The following is an 18885-nucleotide window of genomic DNA, read 5'->3' as shown; positions in this document are numbered from 1 at the left end:
TATTGATTTCAGTGGTGAATTCTATTCATGGCGGTATAAGAATTGCCTTGCTATCTCAATCTAATAGTAAAAGTCAGTCTGAATGAGATTGGGGTATGAGGTTATGACAGGAATTTTATTAGCGTTGCTTGCGGCGGTTTCGTGGGGCAGTATTGTGTTTGTCAGCAATAAGCTGGGCGGTGATGAGGACAGCCAGACACTTGGGACTACGGGCGGTGCTTTGATCTTTGCTCTAGCTGTCTTTTTTTACAAAAGTCCGGACATGCCGACACTTGTTTGGGTGGTTGGCTTCATTTCTGGTTTGTTTTGGTCACTGGGCCAGAAAAATCAGTTTGGAGCAGTCCGTTACCTCGGTGTTGCAAAAACGGCGCCCATGTCGACTGGCCTGCAGCTGATTGGGACCACTTTTTTCGGAGTGTTTATTTTTAAAGAATGGCAGACAAAAATGAATTTCATCGTTGGAATCTCGGCGCTTGTCCTGATCATTGCGGGGGCGCTGCTCACTTCGCTTAAACAAGGAGGAGGTGAAAAGGGTGAGACGAAGAGCCTGAAAAAGGGGCTGCTTGTCCTGCTCATTTCAACTGTTGGTTTTGTCGGATATGTGGTCTTGATCCGCTGGTTCAATATTGATGGATGGGCCGCCATCCTTCCGCAGGCAATTGGGATGGTGACGGGGGCATTGGTTTTGACGTTCCGCGATAAGCCATTCAACAAGTACGCGGTTCGGAACATCATAACCGGGCTCCTTTGGAGTACAGGTAATCTGGGGCTATTGCTGGCGCTGCCGAGAATCGGGGTTGCCACAAGTTTTTCGCTCTCCCAAACAGGTATTGTCATCTCAACAATAGGCGGGCTTTTCTTTTTAAATGAGCGTAAAAGCAAGAAGCAGGTTTGGCGAGTGCTGCTGGGCTGCGTGCTCATTATTGCAGGCGGTGTGTTACTGGGTGTAACGAAACGATAAAGGGAGCTGACAAAATGTATCCAAGTCTTGAAGGAAAGGTTGTCGTGATTACAGGTGCTGCCACTGGCCTCGGAAGGGCAATGGCTGTGAGATTCGGGGCTGAGAAAGCAAAGGTGGTCATTAACTATTTTAACGAAGAGCAGGAAGTGCAGGCCATTATAGATGAGGTTGAAAAAGCAGGCGGAAGTGCCACTGCGATTCAGGGAGATGTCACTAAAGAAGAAGATGTGAAAAGGATGATTGACCATGCGGTGAAGACTTTTGGTTCGTTGGATGTTATGGTCAATAACGCCGGCATTGAAAATGAGGTGCCTTCCGAAGATCTCTCCCTCGATGACTGGAATAAGGTGATTTCTACCAACTTAACAGGGCAATTCCTGGGGAGCAGGGAAGCTCTTGACTATATGCTGGAGAATGACATCAAGGGCTCGATCATCAACATGTCATCCGTCCATCAGAAAATACCGTGGCCACATTTCGTCCACTATGCCGCCAGCAAGGGTGGAGTCAAGCTGTTAACCGAAACGCTCGCACTTGAATTCGCTCCACATGGCATAAGGGTGAATTGCATAGCGCCGGGGGCGATCGACACACCTATCAATGCCGAGAAATTCGAAGACCCTGAATTGAAAAAAGGGGTCATCGAGCTGATCCCAATGGGTTATATCGGCAAGCCGGAAGAAATCGCCTCATGTGCCGTATGGCTTGCCTCAAGCGAAGCAAGCTACGTCACGGGGCTGACTCTCTTTGCGGATGGCGGCATGACGCAATATCCGGGGTTTCAGGCTGGGAAAGGGTAAGCATGGGAAATGTGTTTGTGACAACAATGCTGGTTGTCACAAAAAAGTTCATCACTGATCGGTAAAGCTTTCCTGTGAGGACCTTCGTAAAAAAGATAAGGCCAGTCACAAAGTGGACGGGCCTTTTAAACTTAATTATTGCTATATTTCTTCTTCATTTCTTCGCCTTTTTCCTTAATCTTTGTTTTAAGGTTTTCACCATTTGTTTTCAGGGTTTCTTTTAATTCCTCATACCTGTTTTTACGATATTCCTTGATGATATCGTGTCGCTGTTCAATCAGGCTGTAAACTTCCTGGCGGGTTTCGTAGGTGAGTTGCTCCTTCTCTTGCAGGTAATAGGCGGCCTCTTTTAGGCGTGATTCTTCATCAAACGCTTTGTTTCGAAATTCATTATCTTGATCCAAAAGGGCATTGGATTTCTTTGATTGCTCTTCCCATACAAGGTTCCAGTTCTTGTTGCTCCAGTCCCACCATTCATTCCAAAGACGGCGGCGTTCTTTTTCCCAGAGTTCATTGAAGTCTGCTCCGGAATTGACTGTTTCATATTTTCCGCCGCCTGCCTGGGCAACAGACATCAGCTGGTTCTGACCAGCGGAATCGACGTTAAATCCGATGACATTCACCACTGCGGCAATATTGGAATCATGGAGTTCCTTCGCGGCCTTTGCAGGGTCGCCATCACATGTTTCGACGCCATCACTGACGATGTAAATGATATTCTGGCCGTCATTTCCGGCTTTTTCAAAATCGCCTTTTGCCTCGGTGATCGCTTTGGCAATTGGTGTCCAGCCAGTTGGCTTAAAGGAGTCAAGAGAGCTTGCGAAGGCAGCTTTATCATAGGCCTTTAAGTCATAGACAACTTCGGTGCTGTCACATGAAACTTTCTTGTCACTATCTGCATTGCTTCCTTTATGTCCATAAACTCGGAGCGAAACATTGGCGCCCTCAGGCATGGAGGAGAGGAATTCATTAATGGCTTCCTTGGCCAGCTCCATCTTGGTCTTGCCGCCGACTTTTTGGGCCATGCTTCCGCTTGCATCTAGAAGGATCGAGACATTGGCATTCATCCCGAGTTCGCCATCTTCACTTATGTTCATACCGCCAGGCATCTGGCTAATTTCTGTTTCCATGTCTGGTACAAATGCTTCGAAGTAATCATAGTATTCTTTATAATTTTTGCCCTCACCCATCAGGCGCAGCAATTCAGCATATATTTGAAAACTGTCTTTTTCGAGGAAATTCTCTTCGTTTAATGCTTTATGTACAATCGCTTCGTTGTATTTAGTTCCCGGATATTTTCCTGGTTTCTCTTTAAGGATTTCTTCAATGCTGGTGGCTATTCCGAAGTCATCGTCTTCTTCAGCTTCCTGGCTGCCTTCATCCTTATTTTCGTCATTTTTCTTCTCTTCCTCTCCGGATTTTTTCTCCTCACCTGAAGCCTTTTCACTATCTCCACAGGCCGCAAGAGAGAAGATCAGCATCGCTGCAAGTCCGGCAAGCATGAAAAGCTTTCTCCAATTCATGGGTCTCCATCCTCCCTTAAATTCATCTGCATAATTTCCAAATCCTCACAAATGTTATCAAACTGGCAACCTGCTTTACAACTAAAATACCACAATATTTTACATTTTAAGGATTAATACCCAGTTACTATCGACTACAAACTCTCATCATGGTAAAAAACTCCTATTTTTACTAAAACAATGGGAGGGAGTTCTCATCACAAGAACTCCCTCCCAATTAATTAGTCCATCTTTTCATAAAGAAATTCATTCAACGATTCCACATCCAGTAACCTCATGTTTCCATCCTTGAAGGATTGGATCCCCATGATCATTGATTTGCGGAAGTCGGTTAGTGGTTTTCCGTCTGCATAGGCTTCATCATGTGTGAAGAACAATGCTCCTTTTTCGGAATCGTATTTCCAGGTTCCTATTGACCTATGATCCTTTGAAGGGTAAGTCCCGTTTGCATACCCTTCATAGCTGCCATCTGCATTCAGGACGATGGAAGGGGATGAGCCGGCTGGGCCCCATTTTCCGACTAATTCTTTTCCGTCTTCGGAGATATTCTCCTTTACGGAATCACGGTCAATGCCAGCTAAGGCGTCCAGTTGTTTCAAATCAGCCGCTGTGATCGTGCCGTCACCGACCGGAACGGAGTCCGCGAGCTTGGAGTGTGCCTCAATCCATAGATTAAAGCCTTCCTTGATGGGTTCATTCCCCTTCTGCCAAAGCTTTTCATCCCTTTTTTCAATCGCTTTGCGCATAGTTTCAATGCCCTTGTCATAATGCTTCATGGATGCAAGATATTGCTCATGAACCTCCTTGTACCTTTCAGGGGCGATAATGGCTTTATATCCGTTTACAGCCTTTTCGATGTGATCAACTTGTTCAATCATTCGTTTTTCGCGGTCCTTGGAGCCTGAGTCTTCTTTGGCCACAGCATTTAAATTTTTGAATCCCTCGTCCAGGCTGGTGTTCAATTCATTGATTTTATCAGGATAGTCTTCTTCCGTCACTTCCACTGGTTCCACCTTAAGGGATTCTTTCTTTTCAGCGGCAGGCTCGGTGCTGCAGCCTGCCATAGTGACAAGTGTCAGTAAGGAAACGGCCAGGGTTTTAAGTTTCATTTTTTAAATACCTCCATAGTTTCATAGATTGCTTTTATACCATGATTGCTTTTTCTGAGATGGAACTTTTTACATAATAGGGTGTAAGGAAAAATATGTAAAGTAAATACCATCTCATTACCACATTTTGAGTCTTTTTACTCATGGGAGAAGGAGGAAATAAACGAAACGTATGTTAAGCTTAAAATGAAAAGTATTTACTATAACTTGGGTGCAATGGTTTAGGGGAGATGGAAAAATGAAATATCACATTACAAAAGAGTTGAATGAAAGCTATAAAAACCATATTAATCACAAACTATATGAATATAACTTAAGCCATTTTCCCGAAGATTTACGAGGAAGATACAAAGAGTTGAATTTTGTTCTCTTAGACGAGGGTGGGAATGTCCGTGGAGGAATTTTAGGAGAAGTATGCTGGAACTGGCTGGAGATCCACACGCTTATGATCGATGAAGACATTCGCGGCTTAGGATATGGAACGAAATTGTTAGCAGAAATGGAACGTGCCGCCCTGGATAGTCAATGTGATTTTATTAAGGTAGATACTTTGAGTTTTCAGGCGTTGGATTTTTATCAAAATAATGGTTATGAAGTTTACGGTACATTGGACAATGTGGGTAGGGCTTATAAGCATTACTATTTAAAGAAGGATATTTAAAAGGGATTCTTTATGAATATAGTTGTTGCACAATTATCAGATTTACCGGCGATTGTACAAATCGACAGTGAAGTGATAGGTAACACCAGCAGACGGGATTTGATTGAGAATGCGATCAAGCAGGGACGTTGTATTCTTGTAAAAGAAAAGAATGAAGTTGCGGGATTTGCTATTTATGATACAAACTTTTTTGAGTGTACGTTCATATCCTTGGTGATTGTGTCTCCAGCCAAAAGGCGTAAAGGGTATGCAAGCCAACTGTTGCATGAAATGGTTCGTATTTCTCCTACTAAAAAAGTGTTTTCATCTACCAATCGTTCTAGAGAGAATGCAAACAGTATTTGAAGCGAATGGATTTGTCGAGAGTGGAATCGTCGAGAATCTGGATGAAGGCGATCCGGAAATCATCTATTTCAAATCAAAGTAAAGAGAAACAGCAGAGCTCTCCGCTGTTTCTCTAAAATTTGCTCTCTGTTTCAGGTTCGACGGAATGGTTTTTCTCAATATGCTGTTCTCCCCAAGCGCATAGTGAGTCCAGAATCCCCTTCAAGGACCAGCCATAGTCCGTCAGTGAATATTCGACTTTAGGAGGGACCTGGTTATAGACCTCCCGTAAAATGACATTATCTTCTTCCAGCTCACGCAATTGCTGTGTGAGCATTTTTTGCGTGATGCCGGGCATCAATTTTTTCAACTCGCTTGTCCGTTTCTTGCCTTCGATCAAATGGCAAAGAATGACGACTTTCCATTTTCCTCCGATTACCTCTAGGGCCGCTTCGACTGGTATATTATATTTCTTCAAAATACACCCTCCTTGTCTTTCCAACGATTGTAGTGTCATTATACCCTTACATTTCTATAAGTAGTATAGGGCACTTTTTGGTGCCTATATCACTTGTGGGTGCCTACGGAACTTTAAAGTGCGTACTTCTCAAGCAATCAGGTATCCTTCATAATTGCATTCATGTTGGTCAAACGTGAAAGGCGCCTTCACTGGTCAACTTAATCATCTAACATGGAGGATACCTATTATGAGTTCACATACAATAAAAAATAATAAGGGGACACTATCCCTTTTGGCTTTGGCCATTAGTGCTTTTGGCATCGGTACGACTGAGTTTGTACCTGTTGGATTATTATCGACGATTTCAGAGGATCTGAATATCTCGATTACTTTAGCGGGGTTATTAATATCCGGTTATGCGATGGGTGTTGCTTTTGGGGCACCAATCTTAACAGCTTTGACCAATAAAATGAGCCGCAAAACCTTGCTTATGGCTTTAATGGTCATTTTCATCATCGGGAATTCCATCGCAGCCATTTCGACCAGCTTCGGTCTGCTGTTGGTGGCAAGGATTATCACCGCATTTTCACATGGAGTCTTCTTTTCAATTGGCTCTACGATTGCTGCTGACCTTGTCCCTGAGGATAAAAGAGCCAGCGCGATTGCGTTTATGTTCACAGGATTGACCGTCGCGACCGTGACCGGTGTGCCGCTTGGGACCTTCATCGGCCAGCTGTTCGGCTGGAGAGCGACCTTTGGAGGAGTGGCATTATTAGGTGTAGTAGGAATTATCGCAAGTGCGATCCTTATACCAAAAAACATTAAGCCTGCGCCACCGGCAAAATTCTCAGATCAAATAAAAATATTGGGCAATGGGCCTTTGCTGCTGGCTTTTGCGATTACAGCCCTTGGATATGGAGGCACCTTTGTCGCCTTCACATACCTGACTCCAATTCTTCAGGATATATCAGGGTTCTCTCCTGGAGTAGTGAGCATCATCCTGCTTGTATATGGAGTGGCTGTTGCCATCGGAAATGCAATCGGAGGGAAAGCAGCCGACAAGAATCCGTTGAAGGCATTGTTGTGGATGTTCATAGCCCAGGCGATCATACTCGTGATTCTGACGTTTACGGCTCCAGTCAAGGTGGCTGGGGTCATCACGATCTTCTTGATGGGCATGTTCGCGTTCATGAATGTGCCGGGATTGCAGGTACTGGTTGTACGATTGGCAGAACGCTATGTCCCCGCAGCTGTGAATGTCGCATCTGCATTGAATATAGCCGCCTTCAATCTTGGAATCGCCATTGGAGCGTTTGTAGGCGGACTGATCGTTGACTCCATCGGATTGATCCACACCCCGTGGATTGGGGGAGTAATGGTGATTGGAGCAATCCTTTTGACCAGATGGAGTATGTCTATTGAGAAAAAGAGCGGCAAAGCATAGAAATAATTTTAGAGGCAACGGGATTCCCGTTGTCTTTTTTGCTTGAGGGAGACTTTTTTTAAACATTAGGTACGTACCCTGCGCTTCATATTTTTGGAAAAATCAATTGTAAATGTTATAAACTGGTTTAAAATGAAAGTAAATCATTCGTAAGGTGAGGTTGGCTATGGGTTTCCAAAAATGGCTTCGTATTATACTGCCTGAGCTTCAGTTGGTGGATTATGTCCAGGCAAAGGGATTCAGGGGCAAGAAGCAGCGGATGGGTGCGCAGGCTCAGACGATGGCTCATTCTGGTGCGCTCAGGACAGAATCGGTTGGCGGCAATCCGCAGCATGTTCCCCATTCTGCTGGAGCGGTCGGGGAAGTGGTCAAGGATGCGCGATATGGCATCAAGCAGATGGGCTTGAATCGATCCAATGATGAACTGGATACGATTTTTGCGGAAATCAAAACGGAACTGAACAGCAGAATCCTGCGACAGGACACTTTTATTGATGAGCTGCTGGTTTCCTATAAAAAGGCTTTTTTCAAAAGGGAAAAAGGCAAGGTTCAAAATACCATCCTGCTGGCAGGTCCGGCTGGGACGGGCAAGTTTACGACATTGCAGCTGTTGATTGATCAGCTTTACAAGAAAAAGTTAGTTCCTTATAAGAAGGTTGCGACGATTGACTTGCGGAATTACTCCGAAAAAGATATCCACAGCAATTTCGTCCTCGATTGTTCAGCGGCTTTTGAGTATGGAATCGGAACGGTTTGCTTTTTGGGGATCGAGCAGGCTGACGCTGAGGTTCTGCAGTATGTTACAAGGCTGGTGCAGCATGGCTTTTTCCGGACGTCCAACAGTGTGATGGTCGATGCTTCGAATTATTTTCTTGTCTTTTACAGCGACGTCGATTTGAAGGAGGAAGTGCATGGACAGCTTCCGAAAGAGGTAGCGAGCAGAATACCGGCTCCTATTTTAAAAGGGATCCAATCCTATGCGATTTCCGCACCGCTCATGCCTGAGGATGTCGAGGCGATCTTAAGGGGCAAGTTCCAGGCTGCCGCACGCAGGCTCGAGAGCCAGACGCAGTTGACGGTGAAATTCGAAGATGGACTGTTTGCTGGTTTGGTAGAGCGGATTCTTGCAACGAAGAAATATGGCGAGGCCATCGAGATTTTGGCAGAAAAGGATTTTTACCAGGCGCTTGTCGATTTGAGGGCAAGGGGAACTTTTGTGGCTGGGGATCTCATTACGATTCAGCTTCAGCAGGATGATTTGCTGGCAGTGAAGGGTGAGCAAAGCTTCCTATTAAAATCAATTCCGATGGTGGCAGAAGAAAAAATAGAAGACTTACTGGAAGAACTGGATCGCCTGACTGGTTTGCATACGGTAAAAAGAGCTGTTCATGAACTGCTGGAAACAGTAAAGGCCGAAAAGATGAGGCAGGATGCTGGATACAAAACGGCCGGTAAAATGGCGATACATATGGTGTTCACCGGGAATCCGGGCACAGGTAAAACAACCGTTGCAAGGCTCGTCTCACGGATTCTAAAATCGATGGGACTGCTTTCCCAGGGACAATTGGTAGAGGCGGCAAGACAGGACCTTGTCGGGGAATACCTTGGTTCGACTGCTCCGAAAACTATTGCGGCGATTGAGCGTGCGCTTGGCGGCGTGCTGTTCATCGATGAAGCGTATGCTCTGTCGAGAAATAAGCAGGACCCATTTGGCATGGAAGCCATCGATACTCTTGTAAAAGGAATGGAGGACCACCGCGACAATCTGGTCATGGTCCTTGCCGGATACACGAATGAGATGGAAGGGTTCCTGAAAATGAATCCTGGGCTTCAATCGCGATTCCCTTATATTATCGAATTCCCGGATTATTCTTCCGAGGAGATGTATGAGATTCTGACGGGAATGGCAAAGGCGAAGGACTTCATGATCGATCCAGGTATTAAGGAACAGCTTCTTGAATTATTTGATTCCAAGCAGATTTCAGGACGGAATGATGCCGGGAACGGCCGTCTTGTCCGAAACATGCTGGAGGATGCGATCCGCAAGCAAGCGGTGCGTCTAAACAAGGAAACGGGGGCGCGGGATTATAAGCTTTTAACAGCCGAGGATTTCGGGATTGCCGAACGTCCGAAATTCGAGCTGGAGCCGGCGTTTGAAAAAGTCGTTGGTCTTGAGAATGTGAAGGCCTTTATCAGGAGTCTCGAAAAACAAATCCTTGCGAATGAAAAGCGGAAAAAGGCTGGCATCCTGACAGAACAGTCGCAGACATTGAATATCGTCTTTTCCGGAAATCCAGGGACAGGAAAGACGACGATGGCACGGATGCTTGCCGAGATGCTTAAATCAATGGGTCTGTTAAAAAGAGGGCATCTGATTGAAGTGGACCGAAGCAATCTCGTGGCCGAATATATGGGGCAGACAGCGGTCAAAACAACCGAGGTCGTCCAGTCGGCATTGGGCGGAGTGTTATTTATCGATGAAGCTTACAGCCTTGTGGAAGAAGGAGTTCAAGGTGGAGGTTTTGGCAAAGAAGCGATTGACACCCTTGTGCGCTTGATTGAAAATCACCGCAATGACCTTGTCGTGATTCTGGCTGGCTACACCGATGAAATGGAGCAGTTTTTACGGAGCAATCCGGGTTTGGGCTCGCGTTTTCCTCTGAAAATTGAGTTCCCGGATTATACACCGGAACAGCTCACGCAAATCACTGAGATCCAGGCCAAAAGCAAAGGTTTCGTCCTGGATGCAGGTGTGCAGCAGGCACTGGCTGAGTTTTATGGAAAGAAACAGATTCCAGGGAAAAACGACAGCGGCAACGGCCGTCTTGTCAGGAATACGCTTGAGGCGGCTATCCGAAATCAGGCAGTTAGGATTGTTGAGACTGACAATGTCGGGTCGGATCAATTGAACAGGTTGACCCTGGCTGACTTTGGACTCCTGGAGGATCAGCCGAAGGAAAATGCGCTGCAAGAGCTGGCATCGGTTGTTGGACTGGATGAGGTGAAAACATTCGTCCGATCACTGTCGGCGCAGATTGAAGTGGCGAATAAAAGGAAGGCGATGGGGCTTCCGGATATGGGTGCCCAATCGCTGCACATGGTGTTCAAAGGCAACCCGGGTACTGGTAAGACGACGATTGCGCGGATTCTGGCCAGAAGGCTGAAGGAACTGGGCGTGATCAAACTGGATCATATCGTGGAAACGGACCGTTCCGGACTTGTGGCTGGGTATGTTGGCCAAACGGCCCTGAAAACGCGAGAGGTGCTGGAGAAGGCACTTGGCGGCATTCTATTTGTCGATGAAGCGTATGCTCTATTTGGCGACGGCCAGGATTTCGGGCAGGAAGCGATTGATACGATCGTGAAGTTCATGGATGACCACCGTGAGAATATCATTGTGATTTTAGCAGGTTATGAGGATGATATGGAACAGCTGCTGGATTCGAACGCAGGCTTGCGTTCCAGGTTCCCGAATGTGATCAATTTCCCTGATTATGCAGTCGATGAACTGGTGGAAATCAGCAGACGTCTGCTGAAGCCGAAGGGATACGAGCTGAGCCCAGATGGAGCACAGGCGCTTAAAGCAATATTTGAGAGTGTAGAAGGAAACGCTTCTGCCGGGAATGGCCGTCTGGCAAGGAATATTTGCGAAGCCGCCATCCGTGCGCATGCATTGAGGCTGAGTGAAATAGACGAGCCAACATTAGAGGATTTGACGCTGCTTAAGCAGGAGGATTTTTTACAGGCCGGGGGTGTTGCTAGATGAAAAAAATCATAAAATTTTTATGGTCTTTGTTTTTCTATATAGTTCTATTTCCAATCACTGCTCTCGTCATCGTTTTCGGGCCGCTGATGACATTCTTTGACCTTCTTGATGTCTATAAACTAGAGGCGCCCAGACTTGGTCTCGGCTTAGGCGGGATTGCTTTGCTTGGCTTCATTCTCTTTTTATCGATGAAGTACCACTCATGGCTCTATCGCAAATTCCCGGTGCTGCTGCCTTTTTTCCAGATGTGCTTTGTCAGCTTTATCGTGATGGAGCTCGGCCTGACATTTGCCAACCTTTGGGCAGATAAAATGATAATTGGAAAAACAGTTGCGATCGTGTTATCCGTGCTGTCAATCCTGTTAGGAAGAGCATTTTTATCATACTGGTATTATAAATACCCGATTAGCTACAAGATGGTGCGCTGACGGAGAAGGAGGGATAAGCGATGCGGAAAAAACTCAAAAAAGATGCTGAGCATGAACTGGACAATCAATGGGCTGGCAGTGAGGAAGAAACGGAGCCAGAAATCATTTACCACGAACATAGCCATCGAAAGCCTGTCTTCTTTGGCATGATTATAGCGGTCGTACTGGCGATTGGCTTAAGCATGGTTTCTGGTGGCTATTCATCAGAAGGAAGCTCGGAGGAAGTCGTCGCCAACCGGATCAGCAAGTCAACGATCGCAGGAGAAAGCCCAATGACAGACGAAACAAACGCTGGGATTACTGCCAAAGATTTTGAAGTAACCGTAGGAGATTCCGGCGGTGACGCAAAAATGCTGATTTGGGACTTCAACAGTGAAGACAATGATGAAGTCCAAATCCTGGTGAATGGACAGCCGGTGAAAGAGAAGCTGATTCTGGCCAACAATCCCGCAGCCATTTCAATCCCGGTCCCAAGCACGGTGACAATCAAGGGGCTTAAGGATTATGGAGGCGGAATCTCATACGCCGTCAAATTCCCGAATGATCAAATCACCTACTATAATGTCGTAAGCGTGAATGCAGGGAATACTTATACGGTAAAACCGCTGTAGTGAAGCACGGGGACGTACTTTTTGCTATTTAGGTATAAGGGCATGGATAATTACCGGAAGTGAGACGGGCCATAAGGATGTGATTTCTTGACTGAAATTCAATTTCTGGCGTCATCGAAGCCATTTAGCATCCCTCAAGAGATGGAGGAAAACAGTGGTTTCTTTTTTGAAAATGGAGTAAGTTTTGTAGTACATGACCTGGAAGAGTATTGGATTGAAATCATGCAGCCATTTTTCACAATGCCCTATCTATATGAAGCAAGGGGTTTGGGGAACAAAAACTTTTGGACATATATAGGGCATTATATGGAGCTAGGAGACGTCATCGAGTTATATCAGATTCCTGTTCAAAACTGGTATCAGGACTCGATACGAAAGATACTCGAGCATCCTCAGCAAATATCCATAAATATTGGCAGTCGTATTTATCAAAACCAATATGGTACCTACACACTTAGAGAAAAGAATTGGATTGAAGATTTGTCACATAGGACCTTGGTGACGGAGTATGGGATTACAACGATTTTAAGATATTAAGAGTGAAGCATGGGGACGTACTTTTTGCATCCATTCCCGGAAGCAAAGGGTACGTCCCTTGGCTTTGTAAATTTTGGTGAACAGCCTTTCTCTAAATAGAAGTTAACCATCCTGGAATATTATCGTTGTATAGGCCGTTCCAGTGTAAGTAACTCATCCTCCAACGAGGAAAACTGTTGTTCCAATACAATCTTGGCGTCCGAAATCGCAGCATTGTAAAAATGAGGTGCAAGCGACGTTTTAACAAAGTCTAACACTCTTTCAGCCGCAAATTCAGTTAAATCCTCCCCTTTTTCTTGTGAAAAGAAAACCTGGATGTCAGCAATCATGGTCTGCTGCTGTTCTTTTGATAGTTTAATGAACATAAATAGCACTCCCTTTAAGTATTTACATTTGTAACTATACAAACTGAATACAGTAAATTGCAGACTTTAAAAAAATTTATTTTTATGTACAAGACGAAGAGAAAGTATAAATCGAACTCCGGTTTATACTTTTTTTGTTTTTTGAACTCTTCCTTTTCTCCCATAGAGTGGAAAGGATATTTTTTTCTGACATTATCACTATTGATGGGAATAGGACGTCCTCAGCCTGCAGGAGGTACGTCCCTTGTTTAGAGATTTCGTTATCTATACTAGTTTGGGATTTATAAGATATGAACGAAAAAAAATAAAGGAGCTTGTCTTGAAGTGATGGTAGTGAGGAGATGTAAAGTAGCTTGCAGAATCATTACTGCTGTTTCTCATTCAAAATCTCCAACACATCCTGATGCTGCTTCTGCACATTTGAGACATGCTTGATTTCACTAGATAACTCTGATTTAGTTTCATCAATCTTTTTCATAAGAGTACCGTAATAGTATGCAACTTCCTTACGCATTTCACTCTGCTCAAATTGCATGGACTGCTGCCCATCTTCCAGTGTGCCCAGACGAAGATTCATGGCCTGCTGTCCTTCTTCCAGTGTGCCCAGACGAAGATTCATGGCCTGCTGTCCTTCTTCCAGAGTGCCAAGACGAAGATTCATGGACTGCTGTCCTGCTTCCAGAGTGCCAAGACGAAGATTCATGGCCTGCTGTCCTTCTTCCAAGTTGCCAAGACGATTCTCCACAGAATCAAAGCGGTTATCAATAGAATCCAACCGATTAAATATCTTGTTCAATATTTCCTCCACTTCATTTCACCTCCTTCTCTTTGAACTTATTATACCCTCTCCAGTAAAACAAGTCACCAGAAATTGAGGGGATAACCGGATAATCCTAACGGGAAAATAACAGGAATCAACGAGACAGCAAAGCCATAAGTTTATAGGATTTAACCGCCAAAAAATGTCTGCATAATTAAGTTCCCTGTCGAGAACTCTAATGACGGTAAGTGCTGTTTTCGGAGGGGACGGGCTTGAAGTTTATCATTAAAACACTGAGCTGTATTACGATTCTTTTGTTGTTTTCACAATTAAGGACGTATGGAGAAAAGCAAGATGACATCTACATAAAAATCGATCTTTGGTCAAACAGGCTTCTGGTTTTTAAAGAAAATGAAGTAACCAGAGAGTACGACATTTCTCCTGGCAATGAGCAAACTCCTACACCAATTGGAATGTTCACAGTCGTGGGTAAATCCAGTGGCTGGGGTGGGGGATTTGGCTCGAGATGGCTTGGTTTAAATGTTCCCTGGGGAGATTTTGGAATCCATGGAACCAATAAACCAACTTTGATCGGCAAAAATGTGAGCAGTGGCTGTATTCGCATGCGGAATAAGGATGTTGAAGAGCTGTTTGATATGATTCCTCAGGGGACAAGGGTTTATATCGAAGGCCCTCTTACTGGAATCGGTGAAGGAGAGTTTAAAAATATAGCTTATGGATCGAAAGGCAATCTTGTCCAGCTTGTGCAAAATAGACTGAAAGCCATGGAGCTCTATTTTGGGCCAATCGATGGAATTTACGATAAAGGGACGGAGAATGCCGTCAAAAAGTTTCAGAAACTGAATCATTTGCCTGTGACTGGCGGAGTATCGATTCGAGAATATACTTTATTGGGATTGCTGGAGTAAAAACATAGGAGGATTGTTATGAGGAAAAATAAAGAGAAAGCCCCGTATAACGAAAGCTTAACTAACGTACAAAGCAAAGAGGTAATGGAAATCAGCGAAACAGGTTACGGACTGGAGTCCGTTGCAGAGGGTACCGATTTTGCCGAGGGCGATCAGAAACAATCTCCGAACTGTGGAGGGCTATAACAAAAATGGAAAGGAGGACGATTCTTTTTTCCGAACCGTCCCTTGCTCCTAAATGACACTCAACACTTCCAGGAGAATGATGAATGAAAAAATGATGAATTGCGGGATGGTCGCTCTGATTAAGTCACGGTGTTTCAAGGCAGCGACAATAAAAACCGCGATGACATTCAAGCAAAGAATGATTAACGGAATGTAGACTGCGATTCCGTTGACTTCGATGAATCCTGTATAAACCATTATCTCTAACAAGCCGATGGCAAAAAGGAGAAGACCACCCTGCAGGGACATCGTCCGGTAGGAACCGATTAACATACTATCTGCTGCTAACTTTTTTAAAACATTCACCTGCATTTTTTCTCCATAAAAAACATGAACAATACTCATGAGAATAAGGATCAAACCGACCGCTAATTTCATTCTATTCCTCCTTACATTTTAGGAGCTTCCATTCCAAGATGGGACCATTCTTCCTTCGATGGACCATAGACACCCGGGACATTCACACCAGCCTGGCGCATGAGGACGGTCATTTGCCCGCGGTGATGAATTTGATGCTGGATCAAGAACAGCAACAATGTCCCCCTGGTCATTTTCTGGCCGAAGAAATCGAGTTTTTCACTTAGGTCATCGTCATTCCATTGTGTCTGAATCGACTCCACTAAAGCACTACGGGCTTGTTGATATGTATCAGAAATGTATTTTGCTGATTCAGGAACGGGAAAATCCTGATTGGGTGACTCGAACTCCAGGCCAGCCTGTGAAGCAATCACGTTCACGGCTGTGACAATATGCCAGGCGACACGCCCCAGGGTCCAATGGTCAGGGGTAATTTCCTGGCTGAGCGATTCATCGGTCAATTGTGAAAGGAGCCTCTGCGTGTTATTCGCCTCAAACTCCCATGATTGAACAAATCGGTTGATTGATTGAAACATGGAACCATCTCCTCCAATAAAAGAATTACAGTCAGTTCATCATATTCCCCATTTTTTGCTAAATTCCTTTTTAAGAGGTGACGGTTTTGAAGAAATTAAAATCATGAGGCTTAAAGGTGCATCACTTTTAGTAATGAAACTTTCCACCCCTTGAATCGTATATGTAGAGGACAAATTAAAAGGGGATCTTAATATGGGAAATATATTTCTATTTGCACTCTTGGTTGGATTGGCATCCGCTTTGATTCTTGTACCTTTTTCAAATGGGGAAGCCAATGGAAAAAAAGTGAGGCCATTGCTGTTGATCGCAGCGGTTGTGCTGATTACAATTGGGACTTTTGCATTCTATTATCTATTTAATCTGGACCGGAACCTGTCTTCACTATGGCCATTTGCGATTCTGGTCACGCTTGGCGGAACCGCCTTTGCAGTTGGGAAAGAAAGAATTCTCAAGGGAATCTTATTTTTGCTGGCCTTGGTTGTCGGCGTGTATTTTATGATTGCTTTTCTTTTTAACGCTGAGGAAAAATATCAATCTGCGAAAATGACGGAAAAGACGGAGATTTCGACCTTCGATGAAAAAGAAACTCCGGCGAGTGTCCCGCCCGAGTTCGCACGCAATAAGATGAAGAAGGCATTCGGACAGGTTCCGTATACGAGTTATTATGAGCTTGGCAACCTGCAAATCCAAAAGGTCAACGGGGAGTATGTCTATATCGCACCTGTTGAGTTTTCAGGCTTTTTCAAATGGTGGAACGGCGAGTCGACACCGGGTTATTTTACCCTCAGCGCCACTGATTCAACAGCAAATCCAAAATTCAAGAAGTCTGAGATGGTTTACACCCCATCTTCTTACTTCAATAAAAATCTCGAACGCCATATCCGCATGCAGTATCCTGAAGCGATTTTTTACGGAGATACGCAGCTTGAGATTGATGAGGAAGGAAAGCCTTATTATATCAGGACATTCGGTGAGTTCGTCTCAGCCCGAAATGGTTTTGAGGTGACAGGGGTTGCCGTCGTTGATCCGGAATCAGGCAAGACGAAGGCGTATGCTTTGGCAGATGCACCTGAATTCATCGATGGAGCTGTTTCACCGGAAGCCGTCAGCCTGCAAAACAGCTATTACGGAAATTATATTCATGGCTTCTGGAACAGCGTATTTGGCAAGACTGATGTGAAGCTTCCTTCAGATGAAGGAACCGAGGCCCAGGTCAGCCCAATTTTCGATGTAAATGGCGATATGTATTATTTCACCGATTTTACCAGCCCGAAAGAAGGAGTAGACTCCATGCTCGGCTACGCACTGACGAATTCGAGGACGGGGGAAGCGACCTTCTATACCGGTGACCTTGAGGAATCCTATATGGATTCCGAAGGCGCACTGCAGATCATTGAAAAGAAGTTCATCGAGAAAAAATGGTACGGGGAGATGCCAATCATCTACAATTTCTATGGAGAAGCAAGCTGGTTGTCAGGTGTGCTAGATTCGAACGGCTTCCTGCAAAACTACTTCATCGTGTCAGCCGCCAACCCGGAGATTTCGGCTTATGGAGCCACTCCAAATGAAGCGCTGAGAAAATACAAAACAGCCCTGCAGCATGGCGGCGGAACATTAGATGGCAGCTCGAAAGCCGAGGAAAAGCAGGGAAACGGAACCGTGCTCCGCGTCTATAAAGAAAAAACAGGCGATTACACTATCGTCTCCATCCTGCTCGACAACAAAAAGAACTACATCATCTCATCCGAAACCAATCCACTGGCGATTTATCTGAAAGAAGGCGACCAGGTCGACCTCAGCTACATGGACACCGGCGAAACCTTCCTGCCAGTGAAGGAACTGAAGATAAAAGGCTTGGAATAGTCTGTCTCGTACCAGACCCATCGCATTTTTGCAGGGTCTGGTTTTTTGTTTGTTGTAGAGATAATTGTGGGGAATTAATAGCTGAACGGGGACATAAATAAGGTGTATTGGAACACTGGAAATCCAGTAAATGGGAAATGGGGGTACCAATAAGGCGTATAGGAGCACCGAAAATCCAGTAAATGGATAATGGGGTCACCAATAGAGCTGATTGGAGCACCGTAAATCCATTAAATGGATAATGAGGTCACCAATAAGACGTATTGGAGCACTGTGAATCCAGTAAATGGATAATGAGGTCACCAATAAGACGTATTGGAGCACTGTGAATCCAGTAAATGGATAATGAGATCACCAATAGAGCTGATTGGAGCACCGTAAATCCAGTAAATGGATAATGAGGTCACCAATAAGGCGTATTGGAGCACTGGAAACCCAGCAAATGGATAATGAGGTCACCAATAGAGCTGATTGGAGCATCGTAAATCCAGTAAATGGATAATGAGGTCACCAATAGTGCTGATTGGAGCACTGGAAATCCAGTAAATGGATAATGATGGCGCCAATAAAGCAGTAAATGGATAATGAGGTCACCAAGAAAGCGTATTGGTGACCTAAAACACCTTAAAAAGAAAAAATAGGTTACCAAAAAGGGCGATCCCTGTGGAATCGTCCTTTTCGCTTTTATTCAAAAATATAGCTGATGACATCCAGTGCCTGCTCGACCGTCTCTACCGTTACATTTGCTTTATTGGATAGCTCTTTTAACGGGTGGATCAGGGATTCTGGCCTGATGATGATGGTTGGCTTGTTCAGGGCGATGGCGGTGCTTGCGTCCATTGCGGTGTTCCATTGTTTGTATTTTTCGCCGAACAGGGCGATGACGATATCGGATTTCGACATGAGTACCTGGGTCCTGAAGTTGTTGATATCTGATGCAGCATCATCTTTGTAGACATTGCCAGGCTGTGTGCCGAGGATTTCCTCGCCGATCTGGTCGGAGCGGTCATGGTTTGTCTGCGGTCCGACAAAGGTGAGAGGCAGGTTTCGCTCCTTCGCTTTCTCGGCCACCTGGTCGCGCCAATCATCGTGAATCTGTCCTGCTAGATAAACAGTTAATTCCATCGTAACACCCTCCTAATGAAATATATTCTAACTTCATCATAAAGAATTTTGCTAAGCAATCAAAGGGATTAGGTTGTCACCGAATTTTGTTCAGAGGAGG

General features: G+C 44.9%; 19 protein-coding genes and 1 pseudogene. 12 read left to right on the top strand and 8 right to left on the bottom strand.

From position 1 onward, the window contains the following. Positions 1–103: 103 nt before the first annotated feature. Together J7E38_RS17010 and J7E38_RS17005 are read left to right on the top strand one after the other, a co-directional pair. Complete coding sequence (locus tag J7E38_RS17010; protein ID WP_214705036.1) at positions 104–961, top strand: GRP family sugar transporter; 858 nt, start codon at positions 104–106, stop codon at positions 959–961. A 14-nt stretch (positions 962–975) separates the two neighbouring features. Beyond that, positions 976–1761: a glucose 1-dehydrogenase gene (locus tag J7E38_RS17005; RefSeq protein WP_214705037.1), complete on the top strand. Its 786-nt coding sequence runs from the start codon at positions 976–978 to the stop codon at positions 1759–1761. Positions 1762–1892: 131 nt separating this feature from the next. Here J7E38_RS17005 and J7E38_RS17000 read toward each other — a convergent pair whose 3' ends face one another. Beyond that, positions 1893–3284, bottom strand: a complete 1392-nt coding sequence (locus tag J7E38_RS17000; RefSeq protein WP_214705038.1) for a VWA domain-containing protein — start codon at positions 3282–3284, stop codon at positions 1893–1895. Between the two features lie 221 nt (positions 3285–3505). Continuing rightward, positions 3506–4393 (bottom strand): DUF3994 domain-containing protein, encoded by an 888-nt coding sequence (locus J7E38_RS16995; RefSeq protein ID WP_214705039.1) that lies wholly within the window; start codon positions 4391–4393, stop codon positions 3506–3508. A gap of 238 nt (positions 4394–4631) precedes the next feature. Here J7E38_RS16995 and J7E38_RS16990 point away from each other — a divergent pair, with 238 nt between their 5' ends. Continuing rightward, positions 4632–5054, top strand: coding sequence for a GNAT family N-acetyltransferase (locus J7E38_RS16990; RefSeq protein ID WP_214705040.1), 423 nt, complete (start codon positions 4632–4634; stop codon positions 5052–5054). 12 nt (positions 5055–5066) lie between these two features. Next, positions 5067–5481 (top strand): annotated as a pseudogene (locus tag J7E38_RS16985) (GNAT family N-acetyltransferase). Positions 5482–5511: 30 nt separating this feature from the next. Here the strand turns inward: J7E38_RS16985 and J7E38_RS16980 are convergent. Continuing rightward, positions 5512–5895: a winged helix-turn-helix transcriptional regulator gene (locus J7E38_RS16980; RefSeq protein ID WP_214705042.1), complete on the bottom strand. Its 384-nt coding sequence runs from the start codon at positions 5893–5895 to the stop codon at positions 5512–5514. A 190-nt stretch (positions 5896–6085) separates the two neighbouring features. Between J7E38_RS16980 and J7E38_RS16975 the strand changes: the two genes are divergently transcribed. The 5 genes from J7E38_RS16975 (at position 6086) to J7E38_RS16955 (ending at position 12624) form a co-directional block, all read left to right on the top strand. Then, positions 6086–7282, top strand: a complete 1197-nt coding sequence (locus J7E38_RS16975) for an MFS transporter (protein WP_214705043.1) — start codon at positions 6086–6088, stop codon at positions 7280–7282. 166 nt (positions 7283–7448) lie between these two features. Further along, positions 7449–11048 carry an AAA family ATPase gene (locus tag J7E38_RS16970; RefSeq protein ID WP_214705044.1) on the top strand — a complete coding sequence of 1200 codons (3600 nt, stop codon included), beginning with the start codon at positions 7449–7451 and terminating at the stop codon, positions 11046–11048. Further along, positions 11045–11476, top strand: a complete 432-nt coding sequence (locus J7E38_RS16965; protein ID WP_214705045.1) for a hypothetical protein — start codon at positions 11045–11047, stop codon at positions 11474–11476. Before J7E38_RS16970 ends, J7E38_RS16965 begins: the two co-directional genes overlap by 4 nt. Positions 11477–11496: 20 nt before the next feature. Further along, entirely contained in the window at positions 11497–12087 is a 591-nt protein-coding gene (locus J7E38_RS16960; protein WP_214705046.1) for a hypothetical protein, read from the top strand. An 87-nt stretch (positions 12088–12174) separates the two neighbouring features. Beyond that, complete coding sequence (locus tag J7E38_RS16955) at positions 12175–12624, top strand: hypothetical protein (protein ID WP_214705047.1); 450 nt, start codon at positions 12175–12177, stop codon at positions 12622–12624. A gap of 119 nt (positions 12625–12743) precedes the next feature. On the opposite strand, the gene J7E38_RS16950 is transcribed toward J7E38_RS16955, so the two are convergent. Beyond that, positions 12744–12989: a DUF2164 domain-containing protein gene (locus tag J7E38_RS16950; protein ID WP_214705048.1), complete on the bottom strand. Its 246-nt coding sequence runs from the start codon at positions 12987–12989 to the stop codon at positions 12744–12746. 364 nt (positions 12990–13353) lie between these two features. Continuing rightward, positions 13354–13797: a hypothetical protein gene (locus J7E38_RS16945; RefSeq protein WP_214705049.1), complete on the bottom strand. Its 444-nt coding sequence runs from the start codon at positions 13795–13797 to the stop codon at positions 13354–13356. Between the two features lie 224 nt (positions 13798–14021). Between J7E38_RS16945 and J7E38_RS16940 the strand changes: the two genes are divergently transcribed. Both J7E38_RS16940 and J7E38_RS16935 read left to right on the top strand, forming a co-directional pair. Then, positions 14022–14678, top strand: coding sequence for a L,D-transpeptidase family protein (locus J7E38_RS16940; RefSeq protein WP_214705050.1), 657 nt, complete (start codon positions 14022–14024; stop codon positions 14676–14678). An 18-nt stretch (positions 14679–14696) separates the two neighbouring features. Next, positions 14697–14864 (top strand): hypothetical protein, encoded by a 168-nt coding sequence (locus tag J7E38_RS16935; RefSeq protein ID WP_214705051.1) that lies wholly within the window; start codon positions 14697–14699, stop codon positions 14862–14864. A 48-nt stretch (positions 14865–14912) separates the two neighbouring features. Here the strand turns inward: J7E38_RS16935 and J7E38_RS16930 are convergent, their stop codons facing one another. Both J7E38_RS16930 and J7E38_RS16925 read right to left on the bottom strand, forming a co-directional pair. After that, positions 14913–15281: a hypothetical protein gene (locus tag J7E38_RS16930; protein ID WP_214705052.1), complete on the bottom strand. Its 369-nt coding sequence runs from the start codon at positions 15279–15281 to the stop codon at positions 14913–14915. Between the two features lie 11 nt (positions 15282–15292). Continuing rightward, positions 15293–15796, bottom strand: coding sequence for a DinB family protein (locus J7E38_RS16925; protein WP_214705053.1), 504 nt, complete (start codon positions 15794–15796; stop codon positions 15293–15295). Between the two features lie 193 nt (positions 15797–15989). On the opposite strand from J7E38_RS16925, the gene J7E38_RS16920 reads away from it, so the two are divergent. Further along, complete coding sequence (locus J7E38_RS16920) at positions 15990–17660, top strand: sulfite exporter TauE/SafE family protein (RefSeq protein ID WP_214705054.1); 1671 nt, start codon at positions 15990–15992, stop codon at positions 17658–17660. Between the two features lie 684 nt (positions 17661–18344). On the opposite strand, the gene J7E38_RS16915 is transcribed toward J7E38_RS16920, so the two are convergent. Further along, positions 18345–18785: a YtoQ family protein gene (locus J7E38_RS16915; RefSeq protein ID WP_214705055.1), complete on the bottom strand. Its 441-nt coding sequence runs from the start codon at positions 18783–18785 to the stop codon at positions 18345–18347. Positions 18786–18885 lie beyond the last annotated feature (100 nt).

The organism is Bacillus sp. ISL-35 (assembly GCF_018613355.1).
Taxonomy (GTDB): domain Bacteria; phylum Bacillota; class Bacilli; order Bacillales; family Cytobacillaceae; genus Mesobacillus.
Note: the sequence above shows the minus strand (reverse complement) of the source record. Positions and strands in the feature narration are given on the sequence as shown.

Bases quoted from the DNA above. Each gene is read 5' to 3' on its own strand.
- J7E38_RS16935 (WP_214705051.1), top strand. From the start codon at position 14,697: ATGAGGAAAAATAAAGAGAAAGCCCCGTATAACGAAAGCTTAACTAAC.
- J7E38_RS17005 (WP_214705037.1), top strand. From the start codon at position 976: ATGTATCCAAGTCTTGAAGGAAAGGTTGTCGTGATTACAGGTGCTGCC.
- J7E38_RS16995 (WP_214705039.1), bottom strand. From the start codon at position 4,393: ATGAAACTTAAAACCCTGGCCGTTTCCTTACTGACACTTGTCACTATG.
- J7E38_RS16915 (WP_214705055.1), bottom strand. From the start codon at position 18,785: ATGGAATTAACTGTTTATCTAGCAGGACAGATTCACGATGATTGGCGC.
- J7E38_RS16970 (WP_214705044.1), top strand. From the start codon at position 7,449: ATGGGTTTCCAAAAATGGCTTCGTATTATACTGCCTGAGCTTCAGTTG.
- J7E38_RS16960 (WP_214705046.1), top strand. From the start codon at position 11,497: ATGCGGAAAAAACTCAAAAAAGATGCTGAGCATGAACTGGACAATCAA.
- J7E38_RS16990 (WP_214705040.1), top strand. From the start codon at position 4,632: ATGAAATATCACATTACAAAAGAGTTGAATGAAAGCTATAAAAACCAT.
- J7E38_RS17010 (WP_214705036.1), top strand. From the start codon at position 104: ATGACAGGAATTTTATTAGCGTTGCTTGCGGCGGTTTCGTGGGGCAGT.
- J7E38_RS16980 (WP_214705042.1), bottom strand. From the start codon at position 5,895: ATGACACTACAATCGTTGGAAAGACAAGGAGGGTGTATTTTGAAGAAA.
- J7E38_RS17000 (WP_214705038.1), bottom strand. From the start codon at position 3,284: ATGAATTGGAGAAAGCTTTTCATGCTTGCCGGACTTGCAGCGATGCTG.
- J7E38_RS16930 (WP_214705052.1), bottom strand. From the start codon at position 15,281: ATGAAATTAGCGGTCGGTTTGATCCTTATTCTCATGAGTATTGTTCAT.
- J7E38_RS16920 (WP_214705054.1), top strand. From the start codon at position 15,990: ATGGGAAATATATTTCTATTTGCACTCTTGGTTGGATTGGCATCCGCT.
- J7E38_RS16975 (WP_214705043.1), top strand. From the start codon at position 6,086: ATGAGTTCACATACAATAAAAAATAATAAGGGGACACTATCCCTTTTG.
- J7E38_RS16950 (WP_214705048.1), bottom strand. From the start codon at position 12,989: ATGTTCATTAAACTATCAAAAGAACAGCAGCAGACCATGATTGCTGAC.
- J7E38_RS16925 (WP_214705053.1), bottom strand. From the start codon at position 15,796: ATGTTTCAATCAATCAACCGATTTGTTCAATCATGGGAGTTTGAGGCG.
- J7E38_RS16965 (WP_214705045.1), top strand. From the start codon at position 11,045: ATGAAAAAAATCATAAAATTTTTATGGTCTTTGTTTTTCTATATAGTT.